Source organism: Kitasatospora purpeofusca (assembly GCF_036010405.1).
Lineage (GTDB): Bacteria > Actinomycetota > Actinomycetes > Streptomycetales > Streptomycetaceae > Kitasatospora > Kitasatospora purpeofusca.
Genome location: NZ_CP108561.1, coordinates 5,379,063 through 5,397,299, shown reverse-complemented (window position 1 = coordinate 5,397,299; position 18,237 = coordinate 5,379,063). Strand labels below are relative to the sequence as shown.

7 protein-coding genes and 1 pseudogene are annotated in these 18,237 nt (G+C 71.7%); 3 read left to right on the top strand and 5 right to left on the bottom strand.

Features of this window, described 5'->3' with window-relative positions; genetic code table 11:
• Positions 1–24: 24 nt before the first annotated feature.
• Genes OG715_RS23910 through OG715_RS23900 form a run of 3 tightly spaced genes read right to left on the bottom strand, consistent with a single transcriptional unit; the run spans position 25 to position 12,003 of the window.
• Positions 25–2,541, bottom strand: coding sequence for a KR domain-containing protein (locus tag OG715_RS23910; RefSeq protein WP_266270915.1), 2,517 nt, complete (start codon positions 2,539–2,541; stop codon positions 25–27).
• Between the two features lie 7 nt (positions 2,542–2,548).
• Complete coding sequence (locus OG715_RS23905; protein WP_266270914.1) at positions 2,549–10,504, bottom strand: cytochrome P450; 7,956 nt, start codon at positions 10,502–10,504, stop codon at positions 2,549–2,551.
• Positions 10,501–12,003 (bottom strand): acyltransferase domain-containing protein, encoded by a 1,503-nt coding sequence (locus tag OG715_RS23900; protein WP_266270913.1) that lies wholly within the window; start codon positions 12,001–12,003, stop codon positions 10,501–10,503. Before OG715_RS23900 ends, OG715_RS23905 begins: the two co-directional genes overlap by 4 nt.
• 705 nt (positions 12,004–12,708) lie before the next feature.
• On the opposite strand from OG715_RS23900, the pseudogene OG715_RS42470 reads away from it, so the two are divergent.
• The 3 genes and pseudogenes from OG715_RS42470 to OG715_RS23885 form a co-directional block, all read left to right on the top strand.
• Positions 12,709–13,245 (top strand): annotated as a pseudogene (locus tag OG715_RS42470) (protein kinase domain-containing protein); the annotation flags it as partial.
• Positions 13,246–13,663: 418 nt separating this feature from the next.
• On the top strand, positions 13,664–14,251 hold the full coding sequence (locus OG715_RS23890; RefSeq protein WP_266270911.1) for a hypothetical protein: 588 nt from the start codon (positions 13,664–13,666) through the stop codon (positions 14,249–14,251).
• An 83-nt stretch (positions 14,252–14,334) separates the two neighbouring features.
• Positions 14,335–15,507, top strand: coding sequence for a damage-control phosphatase ARMT1 family protein (locus OG715_RS23885; RefSeq protein WP_266270910.1), 1,173 nt, complete (start codon positions 14,335–14,337; stop codon positions 15,505–15,507).
• Positions 15,508–15,759: 252 nt separating this feature from the next.
• On the opposite strand, the gene OG715_RS23880 is transcribed toward OG715_RS23885, so the two are convergent.
• Positions 15,760–16,530, bottom strand: coding sequence for a PaeR7I family type II restriction endonuclease (locus OG715_RS23880; RefSeq protein ID WP_266270908.1), 771 nt, complete (start codon positions 16,528–16,530; stop codon positions 15,760–15,762).
• A gap of 12 nt (positions 16,531–16,542) precedes the next feature.
• Entirely contained in the window at positions 16,543–18,219 is a 1,677-nt protein-coding gene (locus OG715_RS23875) for an Eco57I restriction-modification methylase domain-containing protein (RefSeq protein WP_266270906.1), read from the bottom strand.
• Positions 18,220–18,237 lie beyond the last annotated feature (18 nt).

The following is an 18,237-nucleotide window of genomic DNA, read 5'->3' as shown; positions in this document are numbered from 1 at the left end:
TGGTGGGTCTTGGGCCGTCCGGTGTCAGTGGTGGCGCAGGCCGGTCACCCGGAGCACCACCGGGCAGGGTTCGAAGAGCTCGACCGGGTGGTAGCCGGTCCAGTCGCGGCCGTCCGGGGTGCCGACCAGCAGGACGGTGCCCTCCCCGGCCGACGGCGTGACGGACAGCCGCTCCACCGTGAGCCGCCGCACCGACCCGGCCCCGCCGGACGCGTCCGGCGCCTGGGCCAGCCAGGCGGCCCGCAGCAGGTTCTCCAACTGGTGGAGCGGAAGGGCCGAGTCGGGCGCCGGCGAGGCGAGCAGCAGATCGGCCGTCCGCCCCGGCTCGGCGCGCCCGTACAGCCGGCCGCCCACGGCGTCCCGCTGCCAGGCGGCCAGCCGGAAGGCGTGCCCGCTCCAGCCGAGCGCGCCGCCCGGCGCGGGCGGTGCCACGTCCTCCGCGCCCAGCGCGCCGGTCGGCGGCAGCACCGCCTGCTCCGGCGGCAACTCCCCGGCCCGGTAGACCAGTTCGGCGGTGGCGAGCCGCCGCCCCTCGCGCTCCAGGGTGACCGCGACCAGCCAGCCGCCGTCCGGCGCCCAGCGGCCCTCGGCGTGCCGGGTCAGCACCGCCGTCCGCCGCCCCGGACCGACCCGCAGCTCTGCCAGGTCCACGTCCAGGTCCCGGAGTTCGGCGAACCGCAGCTGGTCCCCGTTCTCCGGCAGCACCCAGTCACCGGCCGCCCTCAAGTACTCCAGGCAGAGCGAGACCGGCAGCGCCGGCTCGCCACCGACCCGGAAGTCGTCGCAGCACGGCAGCTCCCCGGCCGGCAGCCGGTGCTCCGTGGTCAGTGCGGCGTACGGCCGGAAGTCCAGCGGCTCGCCCAGGTAGTAGCGGCTCGCGGCGAGCCGCTCGATCCCGGGCAGGCCGGTGTCCTGCTGGTAGCCGCGCAGCACGGACGGCAGCATCGCCGGACCGACGTCGCCGATGAACGTCGACTCGCCGCTGCCGCCGGAGAACAGCTCCCGCTTCCAGTGGTGGAGGCCCTCGCGGACGTCCACCGCCGACATGTAGCGCAGCGTGGCCTCGTAGTTGGTGATCATCCCGAGGCGTTCCCAGGTCGGCCAGCAGACCGTGGACACCGGCGTCCGCCGGACCCGGCCCGACTGCTCGCCGTCCTGCGAGGCCCACAGCCCGAGCCGGCTCAGCGCCTCGTTGGCGGCCCCGTAGTCGAGCTGGCCGACCATGCCGCCCCAGCGGCCGGTCAGCGAGCCGACGCTGCAGAAGAACGCCAGCGGCGGCCGGTCCGCGACCGCCCGCAGCAGGTTGAGGAAGCCCCCGACCTTGACCCGGACGACCAGCGAGACGATCTGCTCGGTCTTGCCCGGCAGCCGCACCGGCACGTCCACGCCCGCGTTGTGGACGACCCCGGCCAGCCGGTCGCCGGCCTCGTCGACCAGCCGGGCGACCTGCCCGGGATCGGTGATGTCGCACTGCACGTAGTCGATCCGCAGACCGTCCTCGCGGGCCGAGGCGAGGTTCGCCCACAGCTCGCGGTCCTGGGCCAGCTTCTCCAGCTCGCCGCGGACCTGCGGCACCCGGCGCGCGGCCACGGCCTCCCGCAGCCGCTCGTCCCGGTAGCGCCGGAACTCCCGCTCGTCGAACTCCAGCGCCGGGACGGCCGCCGGGTCGGGCACCGCGCCGCGGCCGCTGACCACCACCCGCGCGCCGAACTCCTCGGCGAGCGAACGGGCCAGCGCGTAGCCGATGCCGCGCCCGCCGCCGGACATCACCACCGTGTCGCCGGGCCGCAGCGCGCGGACCGGCGGGGCGGGCTGGGCGTGCCGGGCCCGCAGGCTGTAGCGGCGGCCGCCGTGGTGGCCGATCTCGAACGCGCCCCAGCGGTAGAGCTCCCGGCTCACCAGCTCGCCGATCTCCTCCGCCGAGTGCTCGGCGGTGAGGTCGAGGATTCTGATGTTGCAGTTCGGGACCTCCCGGGGCAGGCCCTTGGCGAGCCCCGCCCACAGGCCGCCGAGCGGCTGCTCGACCCGGTCCGCGCCGAAGCCCATCCGGCCGCCCAGCCAGGTGACCGGCAGGTAGAACAGCCGCACCGCGTCGGTCTCGGTGATCCAGTCCGCGAAGCAGGCCTGGAGCATCGCGACCGTCTGCCGGAACGGCGCCTCCCAGCCGTCCGGGCCGCTGCGGTCGAAGGGCTCCTCCAGGTTGAGGTCGACGATCCCGTCGATCCGCCCGGCCGCGGCGAACAGGGCCGCCGCGGCCTCGGCGAAGCCGCCGAGCTGCCCCTCGGCGGGCGGGGCGAGCCGGTGCACCGCCGCCCCGGCCGCGGTGAGCGCCGCGGCGACCGCGGCGGCGGTGGCCTCCCGGCCACCGACCACCGCGATCGAGCGCCCGCGCAGCCCGGGGGCGGCGCCCGGCGGGAGCGCGGCGGTCTCCACCGGCTCCCACACGTGGCGCCGCACGGGGCGCACCGATCCGTCCTGCGGGTAGTCCACCACCGGCGGGGCGAGGGCCTCCGCGAGGGTGATCGGTTCCTTGAGTGTCATCGGCGTGTCATCGCTTCCTGGGCTCCACGACGAGGCGGATGCCGTCCACCGGGCGGAAGGAAACCAGCGTGCCCACCGTCAGCGGGTGGTCGGGTACCAGCCGCAGCCGGAAGCGCTGGGCCACCATGGCCAGCGTCAGGTACGTCTGCACCAGCGCCATCTGGTTGCCGATGCACTTGCGCTGCCCCCCGCCGAACGGGAAGTAGGCGTACCGGGGCTGCTGGGCGCGGTTCTGCTCGGTGAAGCGCTCCGGGTCGAAGCGCTCCGGGTCGACCCAGTAGTCCGGGTGCCGGTGGGTGACGTACGGGACCATGAAGACGCTGCCGCCGGCCGGGACGTGCCAGCCGTTGACGTCGTCCTCCGCGACGGCGTCGCGCGGGTACACCCAGATCGGCGGGTGCAGCCGCAGGGTCTCGTCGGTGACCATCTTGGCGTAGGGGAGCCTCGGCAGGTCCTCGATGGTGGGCGTGCGCCCGCCGAGCACCTGCTCGACCTCCTCGTACAGCCGCTCCTGCGCCTCGGGGTCCTTGGCCAGCTCGTAGAGCGCCCAGGCCAGGCCGGTGCCGGTGGTCTCGTGGCCGGCCATGAAGACCGTCATGATCTCGTCCCGGACCTGCTGCCTGGTCCACTCGCCGCCGCTCTCGTCGCGGGCCTGGAGCAGCAGGCTGACCAGGTCGGTCAGCCCCTCGTGCCGGCCGTCCCGGTGCGCGTCGACGATGCCGTCCACCACGTCGTACATCACCTTGCGCGCCTGGCGGATGCGCCGGTTGTACGGGATCGGGACGAACTCGGGGGTCAGCTGGTTGAGGGTGCCGCGGAAGACCATGGCCTCGATGGAGGTGACCATCGCCGGCCCCACCCGGTCGCTGAGCGGGTGGAGGTCGGTGTCGAACATGACCTTGCCGAGGGCCCCCAGGGTGAGGTCCATCATCTCCGGCACCACGTCGATGCCGGCCCTGTCGGACCCCGCGTGCTCCCACCGGTCCAGCACCAGGGCGGTGGAGTCGGTCATGGTGGTCGCCATGTTGTCGATCGCGGTCTTGTGGAACAGCGGGTTGACCACCCGGCGGTGCTGCTTCCACTCCTCCCCGTCGAGGGTGAGCAGGCCCATCCCCATGAAGATCTTGAAGGCGTCGTAGCCCTTGCCGCGGATGTAGTTCTGGTTGTTGTCCTGGAGGACGTACTTGATGTTGTCCGGGTGGTAGTTCAGGTGGACGGTGAAGTAGCCCAGCGGCAGCCGGACCATGTCGCCGTAGGCCCGGCTCAGTTCGGTGAACAGGGCGGGCGCGTTGCGCTGGAACTTGCGCAGGTTGCCGGGCACGGTCCGCAGTCCGCGCGGCCCCGGGGCGGGGCGGGCGAGCCGCACGACGGCGGGCGCGGGGCGGCGCGCCGGGCGGCGCTCGGGCGCGGCGACGACCGTGGCCACCGCCGTACCCGGCTCCGGGGCCGGCTCCCCGCCGTTCTCCTTGCTCGCGGTCACGTCGGTGCTCGCCTTCCTGCTCGTGGCGTACTGGGGGTCCGTGGCCGCCGGCGTCGGCCCACCAGCCGCGCCGGCCTCAGCTTTTCCCATCGCCGTCACCACCTCACTGGCCTCGGCGGGGGCCGCTCCGGGATCAGCCGGATCGGGATCCGCCACCCCGGGATCGGCCACCCCGGGATCGGCCACTCCGGGTTCGACCACCTCGGGTTCCGCCGTACTCCCGGTACCGGCTCCGACCGCCCGGGCGGCGGCCGCCCCGGCCACCTCCTCGGGAGTCACGAACTTCCCGGTGCTGCGGTCGAGATAGCCCATCAGCGTCCAGTCCAGGTCCTTCATCTGGATCAGGATCCGGCCGTCCGGACGGACGGCGACGAACCGGTTGCCACTGCCCGCGTTCCGCCCGTCGGCCTCCGCCCCGGGCAGCACCGCGTACAGGTCGACCCGGCCGTGGCGGGCCGCGACATGGCTGTCGCCGCCGTGCTCGTAGACGTCGATCCGGCCGATGCCCAGCGGGGCCGCGAGCGGGATCAGGTCACCGTCGACCAGGGCCAGCACCCCGGTCCTGGCCAGCCCGTCGAGCAGCACCACCGGGATCCCGAAGCTCCCGAAGGCCCGGTGGTCCAGGGGAAGTTCGAGGTTGTAGGTGGCGCGCTTGCCGTTCGGGTGCAGCCGGGTGTCGGTGGTCGACACGAACAGGTCGGTCAGCAGCACCGGGGAGCCCGGGCTGTGGTACGGGTCCGGCACCGGCGTCTCCGCCGCCGGGTGCCAGGCCTTCCAGTGCGGCGCGTCCGGCAGGTCGCCCGCCAGCAGCACCCGCACCTCGAAGTGCAGCCGGTCCTTGACCAGCACGGTGCCGTTGGGAGCCACCACGTCGTGGGTGATCCGCACCGCCACCACGGCCTGGCCGAGGTCGGCCCGGCGCTCCACCAGCTCGGCCCGGATCCGCTTGCGCAGCCCGGCCCGGTCCGACTCGCGGACCTTGAGGAAGTGGTGGAAGCGCAGGTCCTCGAAGGCGTACACCTTGAGGTCCGGCACCAGCCACGAGGCCGCCTCGAAGGCGATCTCGGTGACGAACGTCCCCGGCAGGGTGGGCGCGTCGCCGACCTTGTGGTGGCGCAGGTAGTCGTCCCGCTCCAGGTCGAAGACCCGCTCGAAGGTGACCGTGTCCGGGCCGCGCTCGACCACCTCGCCGAGGTAGAACGGCAGCACCTCCGGCTCCACCGGTCCCGCCGCGCCCGACCGCTCCGGACGCACCGGCTCCTGCGGTTCCGCGGAGTCCGAACCACCGCGCGGCGCCCCCGGGTTGAGGAAGCCGGGCAGCAGCCGGTCGACCGCCCGCCGCTCCGCCTCACCGAGGTGCACGGTGTACGGCGAGGGCTTGGCCAGGTTGAGCTCGCGGACGAAGTGGTGCACGCCCTCCGCGGTGCTCATCGCGGAGTACAGGCCGCTCTTCTCGAAGTACGCCTTGGTCAACTCGTTGGCGCCGAGGCCGACCTCGCCCCACAGGGTCCAGCCCACGGTGAACTCGTGGAGGCCCAGCACCTGCTGGTGGTAGGTGGCCGCGGCGCCCAGGAAGTCGTTGCCCGAGGCGTAGTCGGCCTCGCCGACCTGGCCGGTCATGCCCAGCAGCGAACCGAAGTTGCACCAGGCGCGCGGCGGCCGGCCGCGCAGGGCGTGCTTGAGGTTGAAGTAGCCCAGCACCTTCAGGTCGCGGACCTGCCGGAACTCCGCCAGGCTCTTGGTCGCGATCGGCGCCGAACGGTTCAGCCCCGCCGCGTTGACCAGCAGGTCGATCCGCCCGGCCTCGGCGTGGATCCGGTCCATCGCGGCCGTCACCTGCTCGCGGTCGGTCACGTCGCAGGGCACGTAGTGCACCGCGCCCGCGCCGCTGTGCTCGGCGATCCGGCGCAGGTTGGCCCGGATCACCCGGGCCTGGCCGATCCGCTCGTACGCGCGGTTGAGCTGCGCGGGGTTGCGGCCGGTCCGCAGCGCCAGCTGCTTGCGGATGTAGTCGGCGCGGCCCTTGGCGAAGGCCTCGTCGTCCAGCTCCAGGTACTCGGCCGGGTGGGAGTCCACCGGGTTGCTGCCGAGCACGTACACCCGGGGGCGGAAGTGCCGGGCGACCTCGGCCAGCAGCTCGGCGGTGATGCCCCGCCCGCCGCCGACCGCGACCACGACACTGTCCGGACCGAGCGTCGCCTCACCCGGCGGCAGCAGCTCGCCGGGCTCCTCGGCGAGGGTGACGGTCAGCCGCCGCCCGCCGTCGTGGAAGGCCGAGGGGACGCCGCGCCGGAACGCCGACTCCCGCTCCGCCTGCGCGACCCCGGTGGCGGCCTCCCGCGTCCCGGAGATCAGCGCGTAGGTCAGGCAGTGCGGCGCGTACTCCAGGTGGATCACCTTGAACAGGCCCGTGAACATGCCCGTGAACGGGTGCGGGGTCCGGTCGGTCATCGCCCCGAGGAACAGCCCGACGCAGCTCGCGCCGCCGGCCTCGTCGGCCAGCGCCTCGTGCCGCTGCTGCACCGTCAGGAAGACCAGCTCGTGCAGGGCGCTCAGCGCCTCCGCCTCCGCCGGACCGGCCGTGTCCGCGCCGGACAGGTCGGTGACCACCCGGATGTGCCGGATCAGCCGCCGCGGGTCCGCCTCGTCCAGCAGCCCCGCCAGCGCCTCGGCGTCCGGCACGTGCCGGACCCCGGGACCGCCGGGCACGGTGGACAGCACCAGGGTGCCGGCCGGCGCCCCGGCCGCCGACACCGTCTCCGGCCGGTCGGTCAGGACGACGGTGGGCTCCGCGGGCCAGAACGGCAGCTCGGCGCGGACCGGCTCGCCGGGCGTCTCGGTCAGCCCGGGCACGTGCCGGCTCACCACCAGCGGGTGCCGGTCGTCGTACAGCCGCTCGTCGTAGAACGCGGACGGCACATGGAGCTCGGCCTCCGGCGCCGGCACGGCCGCCGACAGCGGGGCCGAGACCCGGACGCTGAGGTCGGGCGCGCCGTTCTCGCCGCGGCAGACCACCAGCGCGTCACGCCCGGCCGGCTCCTCGGCCAGCACCTGCAGGATGCCGATCGCACCCTCGGCGCCCAGGTAGCAGACCTCCCGGCCGGGGCGGACGGCGCCGCACTCGACGGTCGGCACCGGCCCCGCGGCCGACTCTCCGGCCGCCGCTCCGTCCTGCTCCGCCTCGGCGAGCGGGGTGTCCAGGTAGCCCAGCACCTCCAGCCCGGCCTCGGCGGCGGTCTCCTCCGTCACCAGGGCGAACAGGAAGGCACCCTCGGCCAGGACGCTGCCGCCGTCGAGGGCCTCGTCCAGCAGCTGGCGCACCTCGTCGGTGCTGTTGCCGTTGATGCCGCCGACCAGCGCCATCGTCAGCTCGCCCTGCCGCAGGTAGCGGATGGCGACGTCGATCGCGCTCAGGGTGGAGGTGAACCCCGTGTCGACCGTCATGTTGAGGCCCTTGAGGTCGAAATAGTTGGCGACCCGGGCCGGGATCACGTTCGGCATCATGCCGGGGAAGGAGTCCTCGTTGGACGGCGGGACCAGTCGCCGCACCTCGGTCCTGAGCAGCTCCAGCGCCTCCGGCAGCCACGGCGCCGAGGCCAGCGAGGCGTCGGCCTTCAGGGCGATGGTCAGATCGTCCAGGTAGCAGCGCAGCGCGTACAGCGTCGCGTTGCGGGTCGCCCCGAGGTGGCCGAGCACCACACCGGTCGTCTCGCTGTTGTCCTCCCAGAACGCGCCCAGGCTGTCGCGCAGCCGGTGGGCACACTTGAGGATCATCAGCTGGCAGCGGTCGATGCCCCGCATCATGCCGGGGGGCATCCGCACCTGCTTGAAGGACGGCAGCGGGTAGGTGTCGCCGAAGGACACGTCCTCCGGTCCGGACCGGCCCAGCCAGGTGGCCAGCTCGTCGGCGGTCTCGGTGCCCGGCACGTGCGCCGTCCGGGCCACGATCGCGATCCGCTGCGGCTTCACCTGCTCGGTCCGCACCGGCACCGGGGGCCCGGACGGCGCCTTCGGTGCCGCGGGCGGCTCCTGCACGACCAGGTGGGCGTTGGTGCCGCCGAAGCCGAAGCCGGAGACGGCGGCCGTCCGGCGGCGGGCGCCGCGCGGCCAGGGCACCGCCTCGGTCGGCACGACCAGGTTGGAGCCGCCGATCGCGAAGTCCGCCGGGGTCTCGGTGAACCGGTGCTGCGGCGGGATCACATCGTGCCGGAAGCCCAGCACGACCTCGATCAGCGAGGCCACGCCCGCGGCCCAACCGGTGTGCCCGATCACCGACTTGTTGGAGGTGACGACCACCGGGGCACGGCCGGGCTCATGACCGCCCAGCGTCTCGCGCAGGGTGGTGAACTCCGCCAGGTCGCCCGCCGGGGTACCGGTGGCGTGGGCGACGATCCAGTCCGGCCGCACGTCGTCCATGCCCGGCCGGTCCAGCGCGCGGCGGATCGCCAGCTTCTGGCCGGCCGCGCTCGGCGCGTAGATCGCCTTGCCCTTGCCGTCCGAGGACGAGCCGAAGCTGCGCAGGGTGGCCAGCACCCGGTCGCCGTCCCGGCGGGCCCGGCTGAGCCGCTTGAGCACGACGGTCGCGGCGCCGTCCGAGAACAGCACCCCGTCGCTGTCCTTGTCGAGCGAGCGGACCTCGCCGCTCACCGACAGGCCGTTGAGCTTGGCGAACAGGATCGACCCGCGCGGGCCCACGGCGAACGAGCCGCTGCAGACCGCGATGTCGTGCCGGCCCTCCAGCAGGCCCTTGAGGCCCAGGTCCACCGCGTAGAGCGAGGAGGAGCAGGCGGTGTCCACGAGCAGCAGCTCGGCGGAGTCCGGCAGCACGTCGCGCATCGCGTTGAGCCCGACCCGGTGCGGGAAGAAGTGCAGCGGCTCGGGGCCACTGCGCGGGTAGTGCCCGGCCAGCCGCCGCTCGACGGTGGCCAGCGCGGCGGCGCGGTCCGCCCCGGACAGGCCGAGGCCGTCCAGGATGGGCGCGATCCGGCCGAGCACACCGGCCCGGACGGTCGCCTCCTCCAGGTGCTGGCTGCCGTCGGCGGTGTAGCCGACCAGGAAGGAGCAGCGGTCCTCGGGGTTGTGCCGGACGCCCTCCATCGCCTGCAGCAGCGAATGGCGCAGCCAGAGCGTGGTGGACTCCACCGCGTTCGGGTCGGTCCCCGCCTCGGCCAGCTCGCGGGCCAGCTGCGGGTGCGGCACGAAGTCGGTGATGAAGGCCGAGCGCTTGGAGTAGGTCTTGTCCTCGTCGCGCTTGTCGGAGGAGTGGAACTTGTCGTTGTCCCACCGGTCGGCGGGGATCTCGACGAACCGGTCGGCGCCGTTCATGAGCTCGTGCCAGTACTCGTCGAGGTCGTTGGCGCCGGGCACCACGATGCCCATGCCGACGATGGCGATCTCGTCGTCCTCGTCGAACGCCTCTTCCTCGACGGCCTTCGCGGGCACCGGGGCCGGTGCGGCCGTGGTGGCCGCGGTGGCCCTTGCGACCGTCGTGACCGACACCGCCGGTGCCTGACCCGGGGTCACCGCAGCCTGCACAGCGGCCGTCACGGGCGCGGTCACGGGCGCCGCGGCGACGACCGGCGCGTTCACCGGCGCGCTCGCCGGGGTGTCCACCGCCTCGTCCCGCTGCTCCGCCGCCGCCCGGTCCGCCGACTCCCCGACCGGGACGGTCGGCGGCACCGGCTCCACCAGTGCGCGCGGCGGCGACAGCAGCGCCTGCCCGGTGGACAGGCCGCCGTCCGCCAGGATCACCTGGCCGGTGATCCAGCTCGACCGCGGCGAGGCCAGGAAGGCCACCACCTCGGCCAGCTCCTCCGGGTGGCCGAGCCGCCCCATCGGGGTGGCCTCGATGGTCGCCCGCTGCATCCGCTCGGCGTCCGGGAAGAGGTCCACGACCTCGCTGTACAGCATGCCGGCGGCGGCCGTGTTGACCCTGATCCCGTCGCGGGCGTAGTCGACGGCCAGGTAGCGGGTCATCGCCTCCACCGCGGCCTTGGCCGGCCCGCAGGCCAGGTAGTTGGCCATGACGAACTGGCCGCCGCCCAGCGTGGAGAGGTTGACGATGCTGCCCCCGCCCCGCCGCGCCATCAGCGCGGCGGCGCGCTGGGCGCACGCGAGGCCGCCCTTGAGGTTGGTGTTGAGGGCCCGGTCGATCAGCTGGTCGGTGACCTCGCCGCCCGGCACCAGGGCGCCGTTGGCGGCGTTGTTGACCAGGATGTCGAGGCCGCCGAAGCGCTCCTCGATCTCGTCGAACATCCGGTCGACCTGGCCCCGGACGGCGACCGACGCCCGGACGACGTGCGCCCGGCCGCCGGCCCGCTCGATCTCCTCGGCGGTCTCCCGGGCGGGCCCGGGCGAGTGCAGGTGGTTGATGACGACGAGCGCGCCGTCGGCGGCGAGACGCTTGGCGATGACCTTGCCGACGTTGCGCGCCCCGCCGGTGACCAGGGCGATCTTGCCCCGCAGCTCCTGGGACCCGCTCACGCCGATCCGCCCGAGGCGATGATCAGGTCGGCGATCTTGCCCAGGGTGTTGTAGGCGGCCGGACGCACGTCGGACGGCCGGGGCGGCAGCTCGTAGCGGTTGCCGACGCGCACCAGCAGCTCCGTCTGCTTCACCGAGTCGACGCCCAGCTCGGCCTCCAGGTCGGTGGCCTCCTCGAAGACCTCGGCCGGGTACTCCAGCGCCTCGGCGTAGATGTCGGCGAGCTGACGGACCAGGGTGTCCCGGTCCACGACCGCGACACTCCCGTTCGCGCTGCCGTTGAGGCTCCCGTTCGCGCTGCCGTTCACGCTGCCGTTCGCGCTCCCGTTGAGGCTCGCGCCGACGCTCGGCTCCTCCTCCTTCGCGCCCAGGTACGTCAGGTAGGCCTCGCGGGCGAACGCCCGGACCTCCACGCCCCGGCCGTTCCAGAACGCCTCGAAGTCCTCGGCCGGCACGTCGGACAGCAGCGCCGCCCGCAGCTGGTCCGCCGAGGAGCCGCCGCCCGAGCCCGCCGCGACCGCACCCACCGAGGCCAGCCGGTCGAGCGCCTGCCGCAGCACGGCGGCGCCCCCCGCCTCCGGCAGCAGGGTCGGCACGGTGGTGACCGGCGACTCCACGATCCGGCCGGTGATCCGGCTCAGCGCGTCCAGCGCACCGCTCTCGACGAACACCGACACACCGGTGCCCGCCAGCTCGCGGACGGTGTCGCCGAAGCGCACCCGGGCGGTGAAGTGCCCGGCCAGCAGCTCGGTCAGCCGGTCCGCGTCCTCGTAGGCGCGGCCGATGATCGGCGAGTGGACGGTGGTCTCCAGCGGACGCTGGCGGATGTCCGCGATCCGCGCGGCGAACTTCTCCGCCGCCGGGCCGAGGAGCGGGCTGTGGAAGGCGTACGGCGACTTGAGCCGCGCGAAGTCGATCTTCAGCACGGCGGCCAGCCGGCCGATCGTGTCCAGCGTCTCGGCCCGACCGGACAGCACGGTCTGGCCCGCGTGGTTCTCCACCGCGATACCGGTCAGCGGGTCGCCGACCAGGTCGACGAGGCGCTGCGCCCGGGAGGCGTCGGTGCCGATGGCGGCCATGTAGGCGTCGCCCAGACCGGCCTCGCGCAGCGCGATGCTCCGGTGGCAGACGATCTCGGCGCCCTCGGCGGGCGTGAACGCCCCCGCGGCGACCAGCGCGGCGATCTCGCCGAGGCTGTGGCCGATCAGAACGTTCGGGCGCAGACCGCGGGCCCTCAGCACGGCGTAGGTCGCGGTGGACACCGCGTAGATGGCCAGCTGGAGCGCCTCCGGGGCCTCCCGGAGCAGCTGCTCGGTGTCCGGCGTCCGCGTCGCGAACAGCTGGTCCACCGCGCGGTCGCCGAGCAGCGGACGGGCGGCGTCACCGATCTCGGCGAGGACCGGTCCGACCTCGGGGAACTCGTCCCGCAGGTCGGCGAGGGCACGGCCGTAGAACGCACCCTGGCCCGGAAAGAGGACGGCAATCGAAGTTTCAGGCATGACGCACACTTCCCCCATACTCATTTGCGTGATCAGCTGCACCGGCGGATCGCGCCGCATTTTCTCGACCGATGAGACCGTATTCATGCCCCAACACTCGGGAGAGGCGATTCCGGTTAATCTTCGGTTAACTCAAGAGCGCGATCGCAGCCGAATTTCGTTGCCTGCGGACACGGCATTGGCGACGCCATTGTCCGGAAATGCATCAGGAGGTCCGGCTCGGCGGCGCACCCCGACGGCGCGCGAAACAGCCGAGCAACTGGCCTGCAACACAACGCCGTTGGAGTCCGTCGACCCCACGCGACGTCAGGCGGTCGTCACCGCCCCAGCTGCTGCCCACCAGTCGAACAAGTGGAATGGCAGACTACGGTTCCGCAATTGTCAGCCACTGCCACATTCACGTTCATCTTCCCCCGTACCGCTGCGTGCCGAAGCACACCGGCTCATACTCGTTTCACCCTAAGAATGTGTCTGACGACAAGTCAAGCACTTTCTTGGGCGACCGGTCGGTAACATTCCTGACCTGCACCTGAGCGCCGTGCCGACTTCGTCACAACCCCATTTTCTCCAGGCCATGTCAAGTTGTGCGCCACGAAACAGCGCGAAATAGAAACGCTTCTGCCGGTACTTCCGAAAGCGGTTCCCGAAGCCCCCGACAACCTCCCCGAACCCCCCGCCTATTCGACGCACACCCCGCCCACCCCCATGCGCCTCCGCGCCGGTTCGTGCGCCCACCTCCCACGCCCCCCACCGATCCCGGCGACCGGGGGCCCCGGCCGGCCGTTGGAGGACCCGGGACGCCGGGGCCGCAGCCCGATAGAGTGCACGACCGGTAGAGCGCACCCGGAGCAACCGCGCTCCCGAGGCCGTCACGGGGTGGACATGCACGGAGCAAAGCTCGACGACCGGTACCGCCTGGAATCAATCCTGGGCTCCGGCGGGATGGGCCAGGTCTGGCGAGCCTTCGACGAACGGGTCGGCCGCCCGGTGGCGGTGAAACTGCTGACGGGTGCCGACCCGGCGTCCACCGGCACCGAACGGTTCGCCGCCGAGGCCAGGGCCGCCGGCAACCTCAGCAGCCCGCACATCGTCACCATCCACGACTTCGGCCGCACCGGACCCGAACAGGGCGGTGCGCCGTTCCTCGTCATGGAACTCCTCGAAGGGCACTCCCTCGAAGAGACCGTCTCCCAGGGCGCGCTGCCACCGGTGGAGGACGCCCTCGACTGGACCCTGCAGGTGTGCACCGGCCTCGCCACCGCCCACTGGGCCGGCCTCGTCCACCGACCTCTACGCCGTCGGATGCCTGCTCCACACCCTCCTGACCGGCCAGCCGCCCTTCACCGGAGCACCGCTGGCCGTCCTCCACCAGCACCTGACCCGCATACCCCCCGCCGCCAGCAGCCACCGCGCCTCCATCCCCGCCGCGGTCGACGAACTCGTCCTCCAGCTCCTGGCGAAGGAACCCGACGATCGGCCCGACGACGCCGCCCAGGTCGTCGAGGCGATCGACGCACTGCTCGCGATCCCCACAACGCCGCCCCCAAAGGTCGTCCCGAACCTCGCCTCAGCCCCGACCAGGACCGCCCGGCGCGCACAGCCCGCATTGCCGCACCCCCCGACGGTCCTCGACGCCCCGCCGGAGCCCGAGCCGAAGGCCGTGCCCACGAAGCCACAGACCGCGCGGAACACCGCCGTGGGCCGGAGCGCGCTGGCAGGCGCCGCGCTGATCGGACTTCAGCTGGTCGCCTTCGCCTCCTGGCCGGTCGGCTGGACGGTCCCCGTCGCCATCGCCGCAGCCCTGTTCCTGGCCTTCGGAATGAAGGTCGACGTGGCCACGGACGAGGACGAGGAGAAGGACAGCTTGGGCGGCATCTTCGTCTCCCTGGGCGTGACCGCGGTCTCCTGCCTCCTGCTCCTGATCGTCTCGCCGATGCCCTGGTGGGGCGTGCTGATCCTCAGCTGGGTGATGGGCCCCGTCCTGCTGGGCCTGCAGAAGCCACTCGTGCGCGGACTCAGCCAGGCCTTCACCCGGCACCGGACCGAAGTCCAGACGGCGGTCAGCGCCGGCCTCGTGAACGCCACCCTCGCCACCGGACTCCTCACCGGCACCCGACTGCCGGCCCTGATCACCGTTCTCCTCGGCGCCCTCGCATGGACGGCCGCATCCACCCTGCTGACCGTCCTGCTGCCCTCTCACCCGCCGATCGACCCCCGCCCCACCCGCCGGACCAGCACAGGCGGATAGGGCTCCGACAGCCGTCCCACCAGAGCCGCAACGACCGCTGACACCTCGGCGGAGAAGGCCACCGGCTACCCGACCGACCGCCCATGACGAGAGAGACGAGCAGCCCCGTGCCGACCGCACCCGTGATCCGCAGCGATGTCCCCGGGTCCTTCGCCTGGGGAGTGTTCCACGAGCGCCACCCGAAGCTCGTCCAGCAGGTCCTGGACGCGCTGCCGTACGGCCCCGCCGAGCGCACGGCGGTCGAGCAGCTGCTCGTGGCGAGCACCACCGACGTCCTGGAGCCGCTGGGCGAGGACGCTCCGGACGCTGCACAGTGGCTGGAGTGGGGCGCGGACCTGTGGGGCAGGCCCTGGGGCGAGGCGCCGTTCCTGTGGGCGGAGAGCTACTTCTACCGCCGGCTGCTCGACGCCATCGGGTACTTCCGGCCCGGCGCGTGGCAGGGCATCGACCCGTTCGCACCGTTCAAGAACGCCGAGCTGGCCGGGGCCGCAGTGGACGACGAGCTCGCCGCGCTGGACGACCTCGACGGCCTGCCCGAGGCACGCCGGGCGCAGGCACTGCTGTCGTCCGCCCTCTGGGGCAACCGCGCGGATCTGAGCTTCCGGATCACCGCAGGAGCCGACGGGCAGACCGCGTCCGACCTGGTCGCCGACGACAGCACGACGTTCTGGACCCAGCTGGAACGGGCGAGGGGCGGTCGGCTCTGCTTCATCGCCGACAACGCCGGCCGGGAACTGCTGCCGGACCTCGTCCTGATCGACCACCTCCTGACCTGCGGCCTCGCAACACAGGTCGTCCTCTGGGTGAAGCCGCAGCCGTACTACGTATCGGACGCGACGACCGCCGACGTCCTCGCCTCGGTCGAGCGCCTGCACACCGCAGCAGTCGGCGGCCGGCTGTGGCGAGCGATGACCGACGGCGCCCTCGTGGTCCGCACCCACCCCTTCTTCTGCGCACCCCTGCCGTTCCACGACATGCCCGCCGACCTCCGGACCGAATTCACCGGCGCGGCGATGACGATCCTCAAGGGCGACCTCAACTACCGCCGCCTGGTCGGCGACCGCCTCCACCCGCCGACGACCCCCTTCACCGACGTGACGGACCACTTCCCGACCCCCGTCGCCGCCCTGCGCACCCTGAAGTCCGACGTGATCGTCGGCCTCGACGCCGAAACCACCACCCGGCTCGACACCAGCAAAACCCCATGGCGCACGAACGGCCACCACGCCGTCATCCAGGTCGCCGCACACCAGTAACGACGCCGGCCCCATGCCGGGAAAAGGCAAAAGCCCCAGGTCACGGCGAGTGAGTCCTGGGGCTTCTACAGAGCCGCCTGCGGGATTCGAACCCGCGACCTACGCATTACGAGCCCGGGAGTGATCATGCTGGCTGGTGTCGCCGTAGGTCACTTGGTGATGAACCCGCAGGTCAGGACGCTGCACTGTGATCCGAGATCTTGCTCGAACCGGCACGTGCTGCCCCGTCCGCTCACGCATCGCTCACGCAAATCAGCCTTGGCCGAGGTCCCCGAACAGAGAACTATGGGGCCAATGTGGCTTCGGCAGTCCCAGCTCCTGCAGGTAACCGATCCGCGCGTTTATGGCAGCTGAGAAGTGCCTCCAGTCCAAGCTGGCAACCGGCTCGTTCGGCTTCGGGTCGGTCGCGGACGAGGTGACGTAGCAGACCGCGTCGTAGAGTTGTTCGGCCATCAACCGCTGGCAGAAGATGCCGAAGCGCTCCTGGTAGGACTTGCCGTGCCAGATGTCCTCCACCGGTAGAGCCCCCGCAGCCGGCTTCACCGGCCGCCTCGACCCGTCCTCGTCCTGCATGATGAAGAAGTAACCGAGCCAGGGCTTCTCCCCGGGGTAGAGGTCAGCCAGCGCCGCCCTTCGAAGGTCGACGGCGCTGCCGAGGGCTTCCTCCACCCGGTTGTTGTAGTTGTTGCCGAAGGACGGCCCGCCCAGGGCCTTCATCTCGAAGGCAGCAACCAGCGTGTTCTCGTAGGCGACGACGACGTCCCACTGCTTCTGGGGCCTGTAGTAGCCAGGGAGCTCCAGACGCTGGGACTTGGTGACCCGGATGCTCTCAGGCGGATAGCCCGCTTCGAGGAAGAACTTCGCCAGGAGGGCCGCAATGGAATCGAAGTGCTTGCCACCTCTGACGGAACCCGCAGTGCCGGCGCCGACCGCGGCCTTGATCGCCGACTGTTCGTTCTGGGCCTGTTTGACACCCCAGTACGCCGCGACGGCGTCCTCGAAGTCCTGGCGGCTGACCGTCAAGATCGGTTCCTCCTAATCGGGAAGCTCGGTAAGCCCGTAGACACGTAGTGCTGCCTCGGTGGCCGCCTTCACGTCCCGCTTGTCGAAGGCGTCCGCCAGCGCAGTCCGGTCCCCCTCAGCGATGGAGTCTGGGTCGGGCACGCGGATCTTGCGCAGGTACTGCGCCTGGAAGCGCAGCGTCCCCCCTCGCATCTTGACCGCGTACGCCTCCACGAACGCTTCAGCGACCTTCGATAGCAACAGGCCGCCGAGCACGCGCATGTCCCAGACGTCCGAGACGATGAAGTACAGGTTGTGGTGAGGGTACAGCCCTCCCTCATCCAGCACCGGATGGATCGTCAGTTTCATGTCCGGGAAGAAGAGTTTCGGCCTGGCCGTGAGGCGGTGGTCGACCTTGTCGATGGTCTTGTACCAGCGCTCTGGCTGCTTGACCGCGACGTACCGCTTCCGTAGGGCGCCGCTGTGCTGCCGGAAGTAGCTCGCGAGCTGCGGATAGTCGGCAAGGTCGACCAACTCGCCCTGCGAGTTCCACGGGTTGACGAGGTAGGAGCCATTCCAGTGGAGGGTGCCGCTGGTGGTGTCGCGGACCATGGCCAGGGGCAGGAGCCGGTCCTTCTCGACGAGATCGGGTTCGTTGGTGATGAAGACCTTGTCAGCCCCGGTGGCGATACCGATGCCGACTCGGGTTCCGGTTGTCGCGTCCTCCAGCAGGCGGAATCGCTCGCTGAGGTCCTCAAGGACAGCGAGTCGCGCGGGTGAAGCTGCAGGCCAGGAGTCCTCGTCCGGGAACCAGTGGGGCATCCGGGCTGCTTGGTACGCCGCCTTCGTAGCTGGCTGCTGTTCGCCAGCTCCATACCAAGACAGGAACTCGCGAGCCTGGCTCTCCCCGAAGGCACGGGTTGTGTCAGCCGCGACTGCGGTGCCCTGCTTCTGGTTGGAGATGATCGTGATGGCCGGGTAGGCAGCGACCTGCTCATGGAAGGCGTCGACGTCGTGCATGACCAGAGCGAGATTCATGCTGAACTGGCGCGTGACCAGCTGGCGCAGCTTGCGCCCGTACTGGTTGCGCATCCAGCGGTCAGCACAGATGAAACCGAGCTGGCCCCCGGACCTCAGGCTGCGCAAAGCCATCTCGTAGAAGCCGATGTAGATGTCGGCTCGACCGCCCATCGTGCTACAGGCAGCCCGGTAGGCGTCCATCCGATCGTCCGGGACATCCTCAAGCCTGATGTACGGCGGATTCCCAACCACAAGGTCCACCTCGTGGCGTGGGCTCGCCTGCAGAAGGTAGTCGCCCTGCCTAACCCAGCCACCCGCGACCTGCCTCGCCTCCTCGCGTTCCCACCCGTCAGCATGCAGCAGCTCCTCGACGAGATCGCGGCTTTGCGCGACGTTCTTCTCCAACAGGTCGAACGCCTCAACCGCGTCTGCAGCATCAGTGATGGGCCGGCCGTGGCTACGGCACGATTCGGCGATCCGCGCTGCGATCGCGCCAAGGAACGCGCCCGCGCCACATGCCGGCTCGACGACCCTCAGCTCGGCGAGGTCCTTGTCAGGCGTGTACCCAAGCAGGTCGAGGATGAGATCGACCACCCAGCGCCGCGTAAAGACCTCGCCATGCTCGACCGCCTCCACCGGCAGATCGGGCAGAGTCTGATGATCGAAGTCGAAGAGAGCCAGAGTTGCCACGTCTTGACCCTACAGGGG

What these genes read in the sequence shown, in the direction of transcription:
- OG715_RS23910 (WP_266270915.1), bottom strand. Translation starts at nt 2,541, where the DNA reads ATGACACTCAAGGAACCGATCACCCTCGCGGAGGCCCTCGCCCCGCCG.
- OG715_RS23885 (WP_266270910.1), top strand. Translation starts at nt 14,335, where the DNA reads ATGACGAGAGAGACGAGCAGCCCCGTGCCGACCGCACCCGTGATCCGC.
- OG715_RS23900 (WP_266270913.1), bottom strand. Translation starts at nt 12,003, where the DNA reads ATGCCTGAAACTTCGATTGCCGTCCTCTTTCCGGGCCAGGGTGCGTTC.